General features: G+C 63.1%; 15 protein-coding genes, 2 tRNA genes and 1 pseudogene. 4 read left to right on the top strand and 14 right to left on the bottom strand.

Annotation, left to right across the window (positions count from 1 at the left end):
* Window positions 1–79 precede the first annotated feature (79 nt).
* A pseudogene (locus B3E91_RS18770) lies at window positions 80–345 on the top strand (tyrosine-type recombinase/integrase); the annotation flags it as partial.
* A 10-nt stretch (window positions 346–355) separates the two neighbouring features.
* Here the strand turns inward: B3E91_RS18770 and B3E91_RS18765 are convergent.
* The 4 genes from B3E91_RS18765 to dapA form a co-directional block, all read right to left on the bottom strand.
* A tRNA-Ser gene (locus B3E91_RS18765) sits at window positions 356–445 on the bottom strand.
* A gap of 99 nt (window positions 446–544) precedes the next feature.
* Window positions 545–1,411 (bottom strand): phosphoribosylaminoimidazolesuccinocarboxamide synthase, encoded by an 867-nt coding sequence (locus tag B3E91_RS18760; protein ID WP_287030948.1) that lies wholly within the window; start codon window positions 1,409–1,411, stop codon window positions 545–547.
* Between the two features lie 105 nt (window positions 1,412–1,516).
* Window positions 1,517–2,626, bottom strand: a complete 1,110-nt coding sequence (gene bamC / locus B3E91_RS18755) for an outer membrane protein assembly factor BamC (protein ID WP_287030946.1) — start codon at window positions 2,624–2,626, stop codon at window positions 1,517–1,519.
* A gap of 17 nt (window positions 2,627–2,643) precedes the next feature.
* Entirely contained in the window at window positions 2,644–3,522 is an 879-nt protein-coding gene (gene dapA, locus B3E91_RS18750) for a 4-hydroxy-tetrahydrodipicolinate synthase (RefSeq protein ID WP_090228034.1), read from the bottom strand.
* 167 nt (window positions 3,523–3,689) lie between these two features.
* Between dapA and B3E91_RS18745 the strand changes: the two genes are divergently transcribed.
* On the top strand, window positions 3,690–4,247 hold the full coding sequence (locus B3E91_RS18745; protein WP_090228037.1) for a glycine cleavage system protein R: 558 nt from the start codon (window positions 3,690–3,692) through the stop codon (window positions 4,245–4,247).
* A 13-nt stretch (window positions 4,248–4,260) separates the two neighbouring features.
* Window positions 4,261–4,731, top strand: coding sequence for a peroxiredoxin (locus B3E91_RS18740; RefSeq protein WP_287030942.1), 471 nt, complete (start codon window positions 4,261–4,263; stop codon window positions 4,729–4,731).
* A 46-nt stretch (window positions 4,732–4,777) separates the two neighbouring features.
* Here the strand turns inward: B3E91_RS18740 and B3E91_RS18735 are convergent, their stop codons facing one another.
* On the bottom strand, window positions 4,778–5,029 hold the full coding sequence (locus B3E91_RS18735) for a sulfurtransferase TusA family protein (protein ID WP_287030940.1): 252 nt from the start codon (window positions 5,027–5,029) through the stop codon (window positions 4,778–4,780).
* 113 nt (window positions 5,030–5,142) lie between these two features.
* On the opposite strand from B3E91_RS18735, the gene B3E91_RS18730 reads away from it, so the two are divergent.
* The gene (locus B3E91_RS18730) at window positions 5,143–6,576 is read left to right on the top strand and encodes a M48 family metalloprotease (protein ID WP_090228044.1); all 1,434 of its coding nucleotides are present in this window, start codon (window positions 5,143–5,145) and stop codon (window positions 6,574–6,576) included.
* A gap of 45 nt (window positions 6,577–6,621) precedes the next feature.
* On the opposite strand, the gene nadA is transcribed toward B3E91_RS18730, so the two are convergent.
* From nadA to tolQ, 9 genes are all read right to left on the bottom strand, one after another.
* Window positions 6,622–7,680, bottom strand: coding sequence for a quinolinate synthase NadA (gene nadA / locus B3E91_RS18725; protein ID WP_287030937.1), 1,059 nt, complete (start codon window positions 7,678–7,680; stop codon window positions 6,622–6,624).
* A gap of 102 nt (window positions 7,681–7,782) precedes the next feature.
* Window positions 7,783–7,858: transfer RNA gene (locus tag B3E91_RS18720), tRNA-Lys, on the bottom strand.
* Window positions 7,859–7,916: 58 nt separating this feature from the next.
* Entirely contained in the window at window positions 7,917–8,591 is a 675-nt protein-coding gene (gene queC, locus B3E91_RS18715) for a 7-cyano-7-deazaguanine synthase QueC (protein WP_273229450.1), read from the bottom strand.
* 67 nt (window positions 8,592–8,658) lie between these two features.
* Window positions 8,659–9,483 (bottom strand): tol-pal system protein YbgF, encoded by an 825-nt coding sequence (gene ybgF / locus B3E91_RS18710; RefSeq protein ID WP_287030935.1) that lies wholly within the window; start codon window positions 9,481–9,483, stop codon window positions 8,659–8,661.
* A gap of 6 nt (window positions 9,484–9,489) precedes the next feature.
* Window positions 9,490–9,990 carry a peptidoglycan-associated lipoprotein Pal gene (gene pal / locus B3E91_RS18705; protein WP_273229446.1) on the bottom strand — a complete coding sequence of 167 codons (501 nt, stop codon included), beginning with the start codon at window positions 9,988–9,990 and terminating at the stop codon, window positions 9,490–9,492.
* A gap of 59 nt (window positions 9,991–10,049) precedes the next feature.
* The gene (gene tolB, locus B3E91_RS18700) at window positions 10,050–11,300 is read right to left on the bottom strand and encodes a Tol-Pal system beta propeller repeat protein TolB (protein ID WP_217632887.1); all 1,251 of its coding nucleotides are present in this window, start codon (window positions 11,298–11,300) and stop codon (window positions 10,050–10,052) included.
* A gap of 53 nt (window positions 11,301–11,353) precedes the next feature.
* The gene (gene tolA / locus B3E91_RS18695) at window positions 11,354–12,382 is read right to left on the bottom strand and encodes a cell envelope integrity protein TolA (RefSeq protein ID WP_287030933.1); all 1,029 of its coding nucleotides are present in this window, start codon (window positions 12,380–12,382) and stop codon (window positions 11,354–11,356) included.
* Window positions 12,382–12,834, bottom strand: coding sequence for a protein TolR (gene tolR, locus B3E91_RS18690; protein ID WP_090228062.1), 453 nt, complete (start codon window positions 12,832–12,834; stop codon window positions 12,382–12,384). Before tolR ends, tolA begins: the two co-directional genes overlap by 1 nt.
* A 50-nt stretch (window positions 12,835–12,884) precedes the next feature.
* A complete protein-coding gene (gene tolQ / locus B3E91_RS18685) occupies window positions 12,885–13,580 on the bottom strand; it encodes a protein TolQ (RefSeq protein WP_090228063.1) in 696 nt (231 codons plus the stop codon).
* Between the last annotated feature and the right edge of the window lie 2 nt (window positions 13,581–13,582).

Genomic DNA, 13,582 nt, shown 5'->3' with positions numbered 1-13,582 from the left:
GAATTTCTATTTGCTTCGTCGTATTCCGGCTCTTTCGAACGACTTGAACAGCTTCGACCAGACGTTGACTGCCTCGAAAATCCTGCTGCCTGCGGCTCAGTCCTCGCACGTGCTTCGGCACACCTTCGCCAGCCGTTTCGTCATGAACGGCGGCAGATCCTGACCTTGCAACGCTTCCTGGGCCACCAGTCGTTGGCGATGACCATGCGCTACGCACACCCTGCACCGGACCATCTACAGGCTGCCGTTGGGTTTGGCCCGGTGAAGGATTTTCGACAGGGCTTCGGCAGTTGCCCGGCCAGAAAAGCAAAAGCCCCCGAAACTCTACGAATTTCAGGGGCTTAGGCATTTGATATGGCGGGAAGATAGGGATTTGAACCCTAGGAACTGTTGCCAGTTCAACGGATTTCGAATCCGTCCCGTTCGGCCACTCCGGCATCTTCCCAGCGGCGCGCATGATAGCAGCTCAGAACGTGTTGGCGAACCCCCGTGATGCGACTTTTTCAGTGCTTTCAGGTGGTTGCGCCATCCGCACGGAGTTTTTTCAGGCGGTGAGCTTGGTCAGGGCTTCGCGATACTTGTCGGCGGTCTTCTGCGCGACCTCGGCGGGCACCTGTGGCGCGGGTGGCTGCTTGTTCCAGCCGGTGGACTCCAGCCAGTCACGCACGAACTGCTTGTCGAAGCTCGGCGGGTTGGAGCCTTCGGCGTAGCTTTCCGCCGGCCAGAAGCGGCTCGAATCCGGCGTGAGCACTTCGTCCATCAGGGTCAAGGTGCCGTCTTCGTCCAGGCCGAACTCGAACTTGGTGTCGGCAATGATGATGCCGCGGGTGGCGGCGTATTCGACGGCGGCGCTGTAGAGGGCGATGGAGGTCGCACGCACCTTCTCGGCCAGGTCGGCGCCGATGATGGCCGCACACCGTTCGAAGGAAATGTTCTCGTCGTGATCGCCCAGGGCGGCCTTGGTGGACGGCGTGAAGATCGGCTCCGGCAGCTTGGACGCTTCCTTCAACCCGGCAGGCAACTGAATGCCGCACACCGTCCCGCTCTTCTGATACTCCTTCCAGCCCGAGCCGACGATGTAGCCGCGCACGATGGCTTCCACGGCGACCGGCTTGAGGCGTTTGGCGACGACCGAGCGGCCTTCCACCAGGGGCAGCTCTTCGGCGGGGACGACGTCCTCGACGCGATCGCCGGTGAAATGGTTAGGCACGATACCGGCGAGCTTTTCGAACCAGAAGTTGGAAATCGAGGTGAGGATCTTGCCCTTGTCCGGGATCGGCTCGGAAAGGATCACGTCGAACGCTGACAGCCGATCGCTGGCGACCATCAGCATGCGCCCGGCGTCGATCTCGTAGAGATCGCGGACTTTTCCGGAGTAGATCTTCTTCAGGCTCAGGGTGGTCGCAGTCATGTCAGTTTTCCGCTCTATCAAACGAAAACAGGCGAAACCGAGGTTTCGCCTGTCGATTCAAACTCCAGAAACGCTCGCCAGGCCGTCAAGTCGCGCGAGCGACGATCAACCCAGGTTGTCCTGGATCAGACCGAGCACTCGACGGGCGATGTCGTCCGGAGCGACGGTGTCGATGTCCTTCTCGACCGATACCTGCACGCCATCGCCCACACGGGTCAGACGCACCTGGTAGCGCTCGGCGCGAGCATCTTCCTTTTCCTTGTCCGGCTTGCTGCCGAACAGGCGACCGAAGAAACCGGGTTTCTTCTCGTTGACCTGCGCACCTTCGGCCAGGTTGATGTAGTAGACACCCAGGCTGCGGTTGAGGTCGTCGACGCGTACGTCGCCGCTTTCCAGGGCGCGGCCAACGCTGGACCAGGCGCGGTCGAAATCGGCGCCGAGGCTGAGTACCGGGTTGCCGTTGCCGTCGTCGCTGAGGCTGATGCGGCTTGGCGCATCGAAGTCCCGTGCGGCGAGCAGCGAAACCGAGCCGCCCTGCTCGGCGCTGCTGGCCATGCTGGCGACCATCTGGTCGAGCAGCGCAGCTTCCAGCGCGGAGTTGCCCGGGCCGGCGGCAGGGAAACCGACGTCGGCGCTGCTGCCCGCGGGACGCGTGGCGCTGACCACGAAGACTTCGCTGGTGTTGCGCTGCACGCCTGGCTCGATGCGCACGCGCAGGCGGGTTTCGCTGTCCGGCGCGGCATTCTTCAGGCTGGCGGCCACGGACGCCGAAAGCTCGTCGGGGCGCTGCCATTCGGTGACGAATTCGCCGGTCTGCGGACGTTCCTGAGCGACGCGGAAGCCGTTGTTTTCGAAGAACTGGCGCGTGGTCGGCCAGACTTCGGCCGGATTGCGCTGCGCCACGAGCCAGCGCGACTCGCCGCTCTTCTGCAGGCTGAATTCGCTGACATCACCGCTGATAACCAGCGCCTGCGGCCTCGGCACGTCGTACTCGTCGGCTGGCTTGGCGTCGGCGACATTGGCCGGCACCGGCAGCAGGGGATCGAGACGCTTGCTCTGTACGTCGGACGGCAGCTTCATCGGCGCCGTCTGGCGAGCTTCCAGGTAATCGCTACCACGGTCGCGGAAATAACCTTCTTTGCCCCAGATCCAGCCACAACCGCTGGTACTGGAAATGATCACGGCGAGTGCGGAGAGCCCGGCCAGTCGCTTCATGCGTAGTACTTCCTCAATTAAACCAATACGCCGGACTGACGCAGCGCTTGACGCAGCGGTTCGTGGCAACGCGGGCTGAGCCAGGTCAGCGGCAGACGGATGCCGTCGGCCATAAGCCCCATTTCATTCAGGGCCCATTTCACCGGGATCGGGTTGGATTCGATGAACAGCGTCTTGTGCAGTGGCATCAGACGGTCGTTGATGGCACGGGCAAGGGCGGCATCGCCACGCATTGCGGCGGCGCACAGCTCGCTCATGGCGCGCGGAGCGACGTTGGCGGTGACCGAGATGTTGCCGCGGCCACCCATCAGCATCAGCTCGACGGCCGTGGCGTCGTCGCCGGAATAGACCAGGAAGTCCTTGCCGACGCGATCGAGTACGTCCTGGCCACGCTGCAGGTCGCCCGTGGCCTCCTTGATGCCGATGATGTTGGCTACCTTGGACAGGCGCTCGACCGTTTCCGGGAGCATGTCGCAGGCGGTACGGCCCGGCACGTTGTAGAGGATCTGCGGAATCGCCACCGACTCGGCGATCAGCCTGAAGTGCTGGTAAAGGCCTTCCTGGGTCGGCTTGTTGTAGTACGGCGTCACCAGCAGGCAGGCATCCGCGCCGGCGTCCTTCGCCAGGCCGGTCAGTTCGACCGACTCCCGCGTGGAGTTGCCACCGGTGCCGGCGATGACCGGAATCCGTCCATTCACCTGATCGACGACCCGACGAATGACTTCGACATGCTCGGAGACTTCCAGCGTGGCGGACTCACCGGTGGTGCCGACCGCGACGATGGCGTTGGTGCCCTCTTGCAGGTGGAAGTCCACCAGCTTGCCCAGGGCGTCCCAGTCCAGGCCACCTTGTGCATCCATGGGCGTGACCAGTGCCACCATACTGCCCGCAATCATGCAACCGCTCCTGCCGGAAAAAAGAGCGGTAATGGTACTGTCGCCACCTGCCCAGCACAAGCTGACCGCTGGGGCTGCAAGCATTCCCTCGGACCGCGCTTTTCGCTACCCTTCCGGCTTTGATCGGCGCGACAGGCGTCGCTCTCATCTCGCTCTAGGAAGGCTGCATGTCCACCCCGCCCGTTCGCGAACAATTTCTCGTCATCAGTGCTCTCGGCCCCAACCCCATGGAGCTGACCAACGTCCTGTGCCGCGCTACCCACGAGAACCGCTGCGCAGTATCCAGCTCGCGTCTGACCCGGCATGGCGAGTTCAGCTCGCTGATCCTCCAGGTGTCCGGCAGCTGGGATGCCCTGGCTCGCCTGGAAGGCAGCCTGGCCGCACTGGCCAAGCGTCATACCTTCACCATCAGCGTGATCCGCAGCGCCGCGCTGGAGCCGCGTCCACAGGCGTTGCCCTACGTGGCCTACGTCAGCGCGGCCTACCGTCCGGACATCCTCAACGAGCTCTGCCAGTTCTTCATCGACCACCGCGTCGAACTGGAAAACCTCACCTGCGACACCTACGAGGCGCCGCAGACCGGCAGCACCATGCTCAACGCCACCATCACCGTGACATTGCCTGCCGGTACGCAGATCAGTTGGCTGCGCGATCAGTTCCTCGACTTCGCCGACGCGCTGAACCTCGACGCCCTGATCGAGCCCTGGCGCCCACAGAACCCGTAAGTAAGGAAGCCGCATGAGCGTTACCGTTGGAGAAGCCGTAGCCGATTTCAGCGCCGAGGCCACCAGTGGCCAGCGGGTCATCCTGTCCGCGCTGGCCGGTCGCCAGGTGGTCCTTTATTTCTATCCGAAGGACAGCACGCCGGGTTGCACCACCCAGGGCCAGGGTTTCCGCGACAGTCACGACGCGTTTCTTGCCGCCAACACGCTGGTCTTCGGCGTATCGCGCGACGGCATGAAATCCCACGAGAACTTCAAGGCCAAGCAGGGCTTTCCCTTCGAGCTGATCTCCGACAAGGACGAAGCGCTCTGCCAGCTGTTCGACGTGATCAAGCTGAAGAAGCTCTACGGCAAGGAGTACCTGGGCGTCGACCGCAGCACCTTCCTGATCGACAGGAACGGCGTGCTCAGGCAGGAATGGCGCGGGGTGAAGGTTCCGGGACACGTCGACGCCGTTCTCGCGGCCGCGCAGGCCCTGAACGGCTGAGCTGAACACGCATCCAGAAAGGCCGCTTCGCGCGGCCTTTTTTCATTCAGGCCTTGCGCAGCCAGTAGCGAAAGAGGCCGCCCTCCACCTCTTCTTGTAACAGCGCATTCCCGGACAGGGACGCGAAGGTGCGGAAATCGCGCTGTGAGCCCGCGTCGGTCGCGGTCACCTTGAGCACCGCGCCCGAGGGCAGACGATTCAGCTCCAGCTTGGCCTTGAGCAACGGCAGCGGGCAGTTCAGCCCGCTGGCATCGAGTTCGGCATCGCAGGCCCCGGCCTGCCAGACAGCATCGTTCATGGTCGTATTCCTCTGAAGTGCCGGCAGATTACCCAAGCCACCCGACCCTGACCAGTTGGACGGCCGGACCGGCAGGCGGATACAGTAGGCCTTTGCCGTTTTGAGCCATGTGCATGAAAGTCCTGCGCCCTGCCCTGTTGACGCTCGCCTGTTTCCTCGCTGTTCCCGGCCATGCCGATGACCTGCCTTCCCTCGGCGATGCCAGTTCCTCCATCGTGTCCCCGGAACAGGAGTACCAGCTCGGCCGAGCCTGGCTGAGCCTGCTGCGCGGCCAGGTGCAGGCGCTTTCCGATCCGCAGTTGAAGGACTTCGTCGAGACCAGCGTCTACCGCCTGGCCGAAACCAGTGACCTGCAGGATCACCGGCTGGAGTTCATCCTGATCAAGGATGACCAGATCAACGCCTTCGCCGCGCCCGGCGGAATCATCGGGGTCAACGGCGGGCTCTTCCTGCATGCCGAGACCGAGGGCGAATACGCCGGCGTGCTCGCCCACGAACTCGGCCACCTGATCCAGCGCCACTTCGCACGCGGCATCGAGGCGCAGCAGCGCATGCAACTGCCGATGATGGCGGCGATGCTCGCCGGTATTGTCGCAGCCGTCGCCGGCGCCGGTGACGCCGGCATGGCCGCCATCGCCAGCACCCAGGCGGCGGCGATCCAGAGCCAGCTGCGCTTCTCCCGGCAGAACGAAGAGGAGGCCGACCGCGTCGGCGTGGTCAATCTGGAACGTGCCGGGTACGACCCGCGCTCGATGCCGAGCATGTTCGAGCGGCTCGCCCGGCAATACCGCTACACGCAGAACCCGCCGGAATTCCTCCTGACCCACCCGGTTACCGAATCGCGCATCGCCGACACCCGCAACCGCGCCGAAAACTATCCGGCGGGCGGCAAGGAAGACAGCCTGACCTATCAACTGATGCGCGCCCGGGTTCAGCTGATGTTCGAGAGCACCCCGGGAATCGCCACCAAGCGCTTCCGCGCGCTGCTCGAGGAGAATCCGCAACGGGATGCCGCCCGCTACGGTCTGGCCCTCGGCCTGACGAAAAGCGGACAGCAGGACGAGGCACGCAGCATCCTCAAGGCGCTGCTGGCCAAGGACCCGAACAACGTCTCCTACAACCTCGCGCAGGTCGACCTGGACGTTGCCGCGAATCGCCTGAACGACGCCCAGGCGCGCATTGACCGGCTGTCAGCCATCTACCCGAACAATTTCCCCCTGAAGCAGGCCCGCACCGATCTGCTGCTCAAGCAGAACCATCCGGACCAGGCGGAAACCCTGCTCAATACGTTGCTGAAGAGCCGCCCGCACGACCCGGACATTTGGTACCAGGTCGCGGAAGTGCGCGGCATGGTGGGCAACACCATCGGCCTGCACGAAGCCCGCGCGGAGTATTTCGCGCTGGTGGGCGATTACGACCAGGCGATCGAGCAGCTGGACTTCGCCAAGCGACGGGCCAGCAGCAACTTCCCGCTGGCTTCGCGGATCGACGCACGCCAGCGCGCCCTGATCGAAGAGAAGAGAACCGTCGAGCAGATGATGCGCTGACAAAAAAGCCCGCCGATTGGCGGGCTTTTTCATTGTCGCGGTCGCTCAGGCGTTGCCGGCCAACGCCAGCCGCGCGGCCTGGGTGAAGTCCAGCATGCGCTTGAGCGGCTTCACCGCGCGCGGCACCAGGGCCGGGTCGACGAAGATCTCGTTGCTGCCCTCGCGCAGCCCCTTGAGCGTGCGCTCCAGCGTATTCATCGCCATCCAGGGGCAGTGCGCGCAACTGCGGCAGGCGGCGCCGTTGCCAGCCGTGGGGGCCTCGATGAAGGTCTTGCCGGGGCACAACTGCTGCATCTTGTAGAAGATGCCGCGATCGGTCGCGACGATGAACGTCGGGTTGGGCAGGGTTTGCGCGGCCTTGATCAACTGGCTGGTCGAACCTACCGCATCGGCCAGGGCGATCACCGATTCCGGCGACTCAGGATGAACCAGGATCGCCGCGTCGGGATACAACGCCTTCATGTCTTCGAGCTGTTTGGACTTGAACTCCTCGTGAACGATGCAGGCACCGTCCCAGAGCAGCATGTCGGCACCGGTCTCGCGCTGGATGTAGCGGCCGAGGTGCTTGTCGGGCGCCCAGAGGATCTTCTCGCCGTTGTCCATCAGGCTCTCGACGATCTCCAGCGCGCAACTGGAAGTCACCACCCAGTCGGCACGTGCCTTCACCGCCGCCGAGGTATTGGCGTAGACCACCACGGTGCGCTCGGGATGCTGGTCGCAAAACGCCGAGAACTCGTCCACCGGGCAACCCAGGTCCAGCGAACAGGTCGCCTCGAGCGTCGGCATCAGCACGCGTTTTTCCGGGTTGAGAATCTTCGCGGTCTCACCCATGAACTTGACCCCGGCCACCACCACGGTGGTGGCCGGATGCTGGTTACCGAAGCGGGCCATTTCCAGGGAGTCGGACACGCAACCGCCGGTTTCCTCGGCGAGCGCCTGGATGACCGGATCGCAGTAATAGTGCGCGACCAGAACGGCATTCTGCTTCTTCAGCTCGGCAGCGATCTCGCCACGATAGAAGGCTTCCTGCTCATCGGTCAGGGGCACCGGCTGCTTGGCGTCTAGGTGAGCCTGAACCAACAGGCGTTCGGAAATCTGAGTCATGTCATCAGGCTCTGAATATGCTTTCAGTGCGCCGATTATACCCGCCAACGATGCTGGCAAGCGGCTCTATATGAATACGGGAGGGGTGTTGCGAGGAGGGAGTGGTGGGTCGTGTAGGATTCGAACCTACGACCAATTGGTTAAAAGCCAACTGCTCTACCAACTGAGCTAACGACCCGACGCGGAGCGCATGATACTGATTTATCTCGACAAATCAACACCTGCGCGAAAAAACTTCAATAATAGCGGGTCGGATCGGCAACCCCCGCCGCCGAAAAGCCCGAAGCCCGCAGTCGGCAGCTGTCGCAGCGGCCGCACGCGCGCCCGTCGTCATCGGCCTGGTAGCAGGACACCGTCAGCGCATAGTCGACGCCCAGCGCCACGCCCGCTGCGATGATCTGGGCCTTGCTCAGGTACTGCAACGGCGCCTGGATACGGAAATCGAAGCCCTCGATTCCGGCCCGGGTCGCCAGGTTGGCAACACGCTCGAAAGCCACGATGAACTCGGGCCGGCAATCCGGATAACCGGAGTAATCCACCGCATTCACGCCGATGAAGATATCGCGCGCACCGACAACCTCCGCCCAGCCCACGGCGAGGGATAGAAACAGCATGTTTCGCGCTGGCACGTAGGTCACCGGGATTCCCTCGCCGGGTTCCTCCGGCACTGCGATGGACGTATCGGTCAGCGCGGAGCCACCCATGCCGTTGAGGTTTAGCCCGATGACCTTGTGCTCGACCACGCCCGCCTGCTTCGCCACGCGCTCCGCAGCGACCAGCTCGGCGCGGTGACGCTGCCCGTAGTCGAAACTCATGGTGTAGCAGGCGTAGCCTTGCTCACGCGCCATCGCGACCACCGTGGCCGAATCGAGACCACCGGACAGCAGGATGACCGCCTTCTTGTCACTCATCGAAATACCTCGATGGCAGAAACGAAAATCCCGCGCCAGGCGCGGGATTCAGGGAAGCGAGAACGCCTCAACGCAGGGTCTGCAGATCCCGCTGCGCCAACTGCGCGGCGGAACTGCCGGGATACTGGGCGATAACCTGCTGCAATGCCGTCCGCGCCTTGTCCGTATTACCCAGCCGCCGCTCGACATCGGCGAGCTTGTACAGGGAGTCCGGCACCTTGGGATGATTCGGGTAGGTCGCGCTGACCTTGGCGAATGCCTGACCGGCGCCCTGCAGGTCACCCTTGGCGAGATTCACCTCTCCCAGCCAATACTGCGCATTGCCGGCGTACTGGCTGTTGGGATACTTGCGCAGAAAGGCGTTGAACGCCTGACTGGCCTTCTCGAAATCCTTGGCCTTGATCAGATCGAAGGCGGCGTCGTAGTACACCTTCTCCTTCGCCGGATCGCCCGGTTCCGAATTGGCCGCCGCGGCAGGCGCACCTGCGGGGGCGGACGGGGCACCGCTGGCGTCTATCGCACCAGCGGCTGAATTCTGGGTGGTCGGTGCGCTGGCTGCGCCCGCCAAACGACGATCGAGGTCCTGATAGCGCTCGAGACCTTCCTGCTTCAGGCGCTGGATCTCGTTCTGCTGTTCCTCGAGAGTACCACGCAACTGCGCGATATCCTGTTGCATCTGCTGCAACTGCATGAACATTTCGCCCTGCGCCGAGGTCGGAGCCGAAGCCCCGCCCCCGGCGGCATAGGCGCCACTCGTGCCGTAACCCGACGGAGGATACGAACTGCTGCCGCTGTTATAACCGGCATCGCCATCTTCTACGGGGACCTGGGCCATTGCCGCGAACGGCAAACCGACGGCCAACAGGATCAGAGCACGAGAGCACTTGCGCATATCGAATTACTTACGCAGTTCGACGCGACGGTTCTGGGCCCAGGACTGCTCGTCGTGGCCAGTGGCAACCGGACGCTCTTCACCGTAGGAAACCAGTTCCAGCTGAGCCGGGGAAACGCCCTGCAGTACCAGGTAGCGCTGAACGGCATTGGCGCGGCGCTCGCCCAGAGCCATGTTGTACTCACGGGTACCGCGCTCGTCGGTGTGGCCTTCCAGAACGACGCGAGCGCCGTTGGCTTTCAGGTCCTTGGCGTGAACGTCCAGAGCGCGCATGGCTTCCGGCTTCAGGTCGGAGCTGTCGTACTCGAAGTAGAAGGTGGTGATGGCGCGCAGAGCGGCTTCGTCGCTCAGGCTGCCGTCGACGGCACCGCTGTTTGCGCCGTAGCCAGCGTTCGGATCAACAGCAGCGCCTTCGCCAGCAGCATCGCCGCCTTTCGAGGAGCAACCAACAGCAACGGCCATGGCCAGAGCCAGAGCAGCGAATTTCCCAAATTTCAGCATTTCCATGATGTAACTCCTAATGACCCCAGTGTGTGTTTCAAAGTTGTAGGTATATCGACGCCGCATCAGTTCAGGTAGGGGGACCAGGATGGCTCTCGGACTTCGCCTTGAGCGGTAGGAAGTGGGAGCCTAACTCGACCGTTTATAGATACGAGCATCAAGACTCCCCGGCCCTGCTGGCGGGTGGCGTAGATTAGCATGGTGCCATTCGGCGCAACAGTGGGAGACTCATCCAGGTTGGTATCGGAAAGGACGCGCAAGCTGCCGCGCTGGAGATCCTGCGCAGCGACTTTGAAGTTGGTGAAGCCATCCTGACGATGGATCATCACCAAAGTTTTTTCATCGGCGGAAAGTTTCGGGTTGGCGTTGTAGTTACCGGTAAAGGTAACTCGCTCCGCCGCACCGCCACCGATGCTTTGTTTATAGATCTGCGGTTTGCCCGCGCGATCCGAAGTGAAGTACAGCGTGCGACCGTCGGCGCCCCAGAAAGGCTCGGTATCAATGCTGTTGGAGTTGGTCACACGGGTGATCTGCCGGCTACCGAGGTCCATCACGTAGATTTCCGGATTGCCGTCCTTGGACAGCACGAAGGCCAGGCGATTGCCGTCCGGCGAGAATGCCGGCGCGCCATTCAGCCCTTCGAAGTTGGTCAGCTGCTCACGGCGACCGGTATCGATGTACTGCAGGAAGATCCGCGGACGACGTTGCTCGAAGGACACGTAGGCGATGCGACGGCCGTCCGGCGCGAAGCGCGGCGAGAGGATCGGCTCGCGCGACTGCAGCAGGGTGACGGCGCGGGCGCCGTCGTAATCGGAACGCTGCAGGGTGTAGCGGGTGCTGGTGGCGCCCGCGCCCATGCGCTCGGCGGTGACGTAGAGCATGCGGGTGGAGAACGCACCCTTGATGCCGGTGAGCTTCTCGAACGACTGATCGGAGATGTGGTGAGCCATGTCGCGCAACTGGTCTACGCCGCCGCCAACGCTGCCGGTCGCAACCTGTTGCTCGGTGGCCACGTTGAACAGGGAGAACTGGACCTGCAGGCGGCCGCCGGCGGGAACGATGTTGCCGACCAGCACGTACTGCGCGCCAATGGCCTTCCAGTCACGGAAGATGATTTCGCTGGCCTGTGACGGAAGGCTGATCATGTTCTGCCGCGGGATCGGCTCGAAGACGCCGGAGTTGCGCAGGTCGTTGCCGATGATCTCGGCCATGTCGTCGGGCAGCACGCTGCCGCTCTGCCAGCCGAAGGGAACCACGGCGATCGGGATTGCCCGATCGGCGCCGGTGGTCACCAGGATGTTCTTTTCCTGGGCCATCGCAGCACCGGCCGCACAGAAGACGATTACCAGTAAACCTCGAAGAAACTTGGTCACAACGCTAAATCCTCAGGTGTGAATGTCATCTTGAATGAGCGGTACGGCTGGAAGTCGGCGGGCTTCAGGCCCTGCATCTCTGTAAGTCGGCCAATGTTCTTCACCGCGGCGACCGCCGAGGCGTCGAATGGACCATCGCCACTGGACTTGGCCACGCTGACGCTGGTCACGGTGCCATCGGGCAACATGGCGATCTGCAGCACCACCGTCATGTTGTTGCGTGCCGACGGGGGACGGGTCCAACCCTCGGCAGCGCGAATCCTTATCAGGTCGTCGAAGTTTCCGCTGGTCTGATCGCCCACCTCGTCCGCGAGAGCCTCCTGACGCTCGGTGGTGTCGGAGAGCAACTCGGCGAGGGCCTGGGCTTTCTTGTCCTCGGCCGCTTTTCTCGCGGCTTCGACGGCGGCCTTCTTCTTCGCCGCGTCGGCGGCAGCCTTCTTCTTGGCATCCTCGACGGCTTTCTTGCGGGCCTCCTCCGCGGCTTTCTTCTTCGCGTCTTCGGCCGCCTTCTTCTTGGCGTCCTCTTCTTTCTTCTTCGCGTCGGCTTCGGCCTGCTTCTTCGCCTCTTCCTCGGCCTTCTTCTTCGCGATGTCGGCCTGCTCGGCTTTCTTGGCCTCTTCGGCCTTGGCGGCTTCGGCTTTTTTCGCCGCGGCGGCCTTCTCGGCTTCCGCCGCCTTTTCCGCTTCGTCGGCCTTTCGAGCTTCGTCGGCTTTCTTTTGTTCCGCGGCCTTCACGGCCTCTTGCTTCTGCTGCTCGATCTTCTTCTGTTCGAGCTGCTCGGTCTCGTATTGCTTGGCCGCCGTCTTCTTCGCTTCGCCGGCGATTTTCTGGTTGGTCTGGGTGGTCGCGCGGCTCTGGGATTTGAGCTGATACAGGGTGGCCTGGACGATCGGCTTGGAGGGCGGCAACTCGGGCGTGTAGGCAAAGCTGATGAACATCGTGCCGAACAGCAGGATGTGCAGCGCCAGGGCCAGGATACTCGGCCAGAAATAGCTTTCCGAAGGGGACCGCTCACGCTGGAACATCAAGGCGCCTCGGTGATCAGCCCGACATTACCCACGCCGGCGGTCTGCAGGCCTCCCATGGCGGCCATCACCGCGCCGTAGTCGACGGCTTTGTCGCCACGCACGAAGACCTGGACCTTCTTACCCTGACGGCTGTTCTCGCTCATGATCGCAGTGACCGCACGGGTCATCTCCGGCAGGGTCGAGGCCTTGGCCTGCTGCGTCTCGGTGTCCACTTCGCTGCCGATGTTCCAGTAGTAGGTCTTGTCGGCCTTGATGGAAATGGTCAGCACCTGGGAGTCGTTGTCCTGCGGCAGCGCTTCGCTGCTGACCTTGGGCAGATCGACCTTGACGCCCTGGTTGAGCATCGGCGCGGTCACCATGAAGATCACCAGCAGCACCAGCATCACGTCGATGTAGGGCACCACGTTCATCTCGGCGACCGGCTTGCGTCTGTTGCGAATTCTCGCCATGACTTAGAACCTGTTCGAATGGAAAGCCTGCTGAGCGGGGCGTTTTCGCCTCACTCCTCGCTGGTGTGGACCTTGCGGTGCAGGATCGCCTGGAATTCGTCGGCGAAGGTGTAATAGCGGGCGATCAGCATTTCGCCGCGCGAGGAGAAGCGGTTGTAGGCGACCACCGCCGGGATGGCCGCGAACAGGCCGATCGCCGTGGCGATCAGCGCCTCGGCGATGCCCGGAGCGACAGTGGCCAGCGTGGCCTGCTGCACCTGCGCCAGGCCGCGGAAGGAGTTCATGATGCCCCAGACGGTGCCGAACAGGCCGACGTACGGGCTGGTGGAACCAACGGTGGCAAGGAACGGCAGGCTCTGCTCGAGCTTTTCTTCCTCACGCGCGATGGCCACGCGCATGGCACGGGCGACGCCGTCCATGACCGCGTCCGGGTCGACGCCGGCCTGCTGGCGGAGGCGGGAGAATTCCTTGAAGCCGGCGCGGAAGATCTGCTCGACGCCCGAATCCGGATCGGGATTGCTGCCGGCCTGGCGATACAGCTTGGACAAGTCGATGCCCGACCAGAAGCGCTCCTCGAAGGTATCGAGGGACTTCTTCGCGGCGCGCTGCATGGTGGCGCGCTGGAAGATCATGATCCACGACGTGATCGAGGCGGCCACCAGGACCAGCATGACCAGCTGTACAACCACGCTGGCGTTGCTGATCAGACTCCACATGGACATATGGTCAACGGCGTTGGCTTCCACGC

The sequence above is a fragment of the Pseudomonas sp. UBA6310 genome (assembly GCF_002438225.1).
Taxonomy (GTDB): Bacteria; Pseudomonadota; Gammaproteobacteria; order Pseudomonadales; family Pseudomonadaceae; genus Pseudomonas_O; species Pseudomonas_O kuykendallii.
Note: the sequence above shows the minus strand (reverse complement) of the source record. Positions and strands in the feature narration are given on the sequence as shown.

What these genes read in the sequence shown, in the direction of transcription:
- B3E91_RS18745 (WP_090228037.1), top strand. Translation starts at nt 3,690, where the DNA reads ATGTCCACCCCGCCCGTTCGCGAACAATTTCTCGTCATCAGTGCTCTC.
- B3E91_RS18760 (WP_287030948.1), bottom strand. Translation starts at nt 1,411, where the DNA reads ATGACTGCGACCACCCTGAGCCTGAAGAAGATCTACTCCGGAAAAGTC.
- B3E91_RS18730 (WP_090228044.1), top strand. Translation starts at nt 5,143, where the DNA reads ATGAAAGTCCTGCGCCCTGCCCTGTTGACGCTCGCCTGTTTCCTCGCT.
- dapA (WP_090228034.1), bottom strand. Translation starts at nt 3,522, where the DNA reads ATGATTGCGGGCAGTATGGTGGCACTGGTCACGCCCATGGATGCACAA.
- bamC (WP_287030946.1), bottom strand. Translation starts at nt 2,626, where the DNA reads ATGAAGCGACTGGCCGGGCTCTCCGCACTCGCCGTGATCATTTCCAGT.
- nadA (WP_287030937.1), bottom strand. Translation starts at nt 7,680, where the DNA reads ATGACTCAGATTTCCGAACGCCTGTTGGTTCAGGCTCACCTAGACGCC.
- B3E91_RS18740 (WP_287030942.1), top strand. Translation starts at nt 4,261, where the DNA reads ATGAGCGTTACCGTTGGAGAAGCCGTAGCCGATTTCAGCGCCGAGGCC.
- pal (WP_273229446.1), bottom strand. Translation starts at nt 9,990, where the DNA reads ATGGAAATGCTGAAATTTGGGAAATTCGCTGCTCTGGCTCTGGCCATG.
- tolR (WP_090228062.1), bottom strand. Translation starts at nt 12,834, where the DNA reads ATGGCGAGAATTCGCAACAGACGCAAGCCGGTCGCCGAGATGAACGTG.
- tolB (WP_217632887.1), bottom strand. Translation starts at nt 11,300, where the DNA reads ATGGCCCAGGAAAAGAACATCCTGGTGACCACCGGCGCCGATCGGGCA.
- tolA (WP_287030933.1), bottom strand. Translation starts at nt 12,382, where the DNA reads ATGTTCCAGCGTGAGCGGTCCCCTTCGGAAAGCTATTTCTGGCCGAGT.
- ybgF (WP_287030935.1), bottom strand. Translation starts at nt 9,483, where the DNA reads ATGCGCAAGTGCTCTCGTGCTCTGATCCTGTTGGCCGTCGGTTTGCCG.
- queC (WP_273229450.1), bottom strand. Translation starts at nt 8,591, where the DNA reads ATGAGTGACAAGAAGGCGGTCATCCTGCTGTCCGGTGGTCTCGATTCG.
- B3E91_RS18735 (WP_287030940.1), bottom strand. Translation starts at nt 5,029, where the DNA reads ATGAACGATGCTGTCTGGCAGGCCGGGGCCTGCGATGCCGAACTCGAT.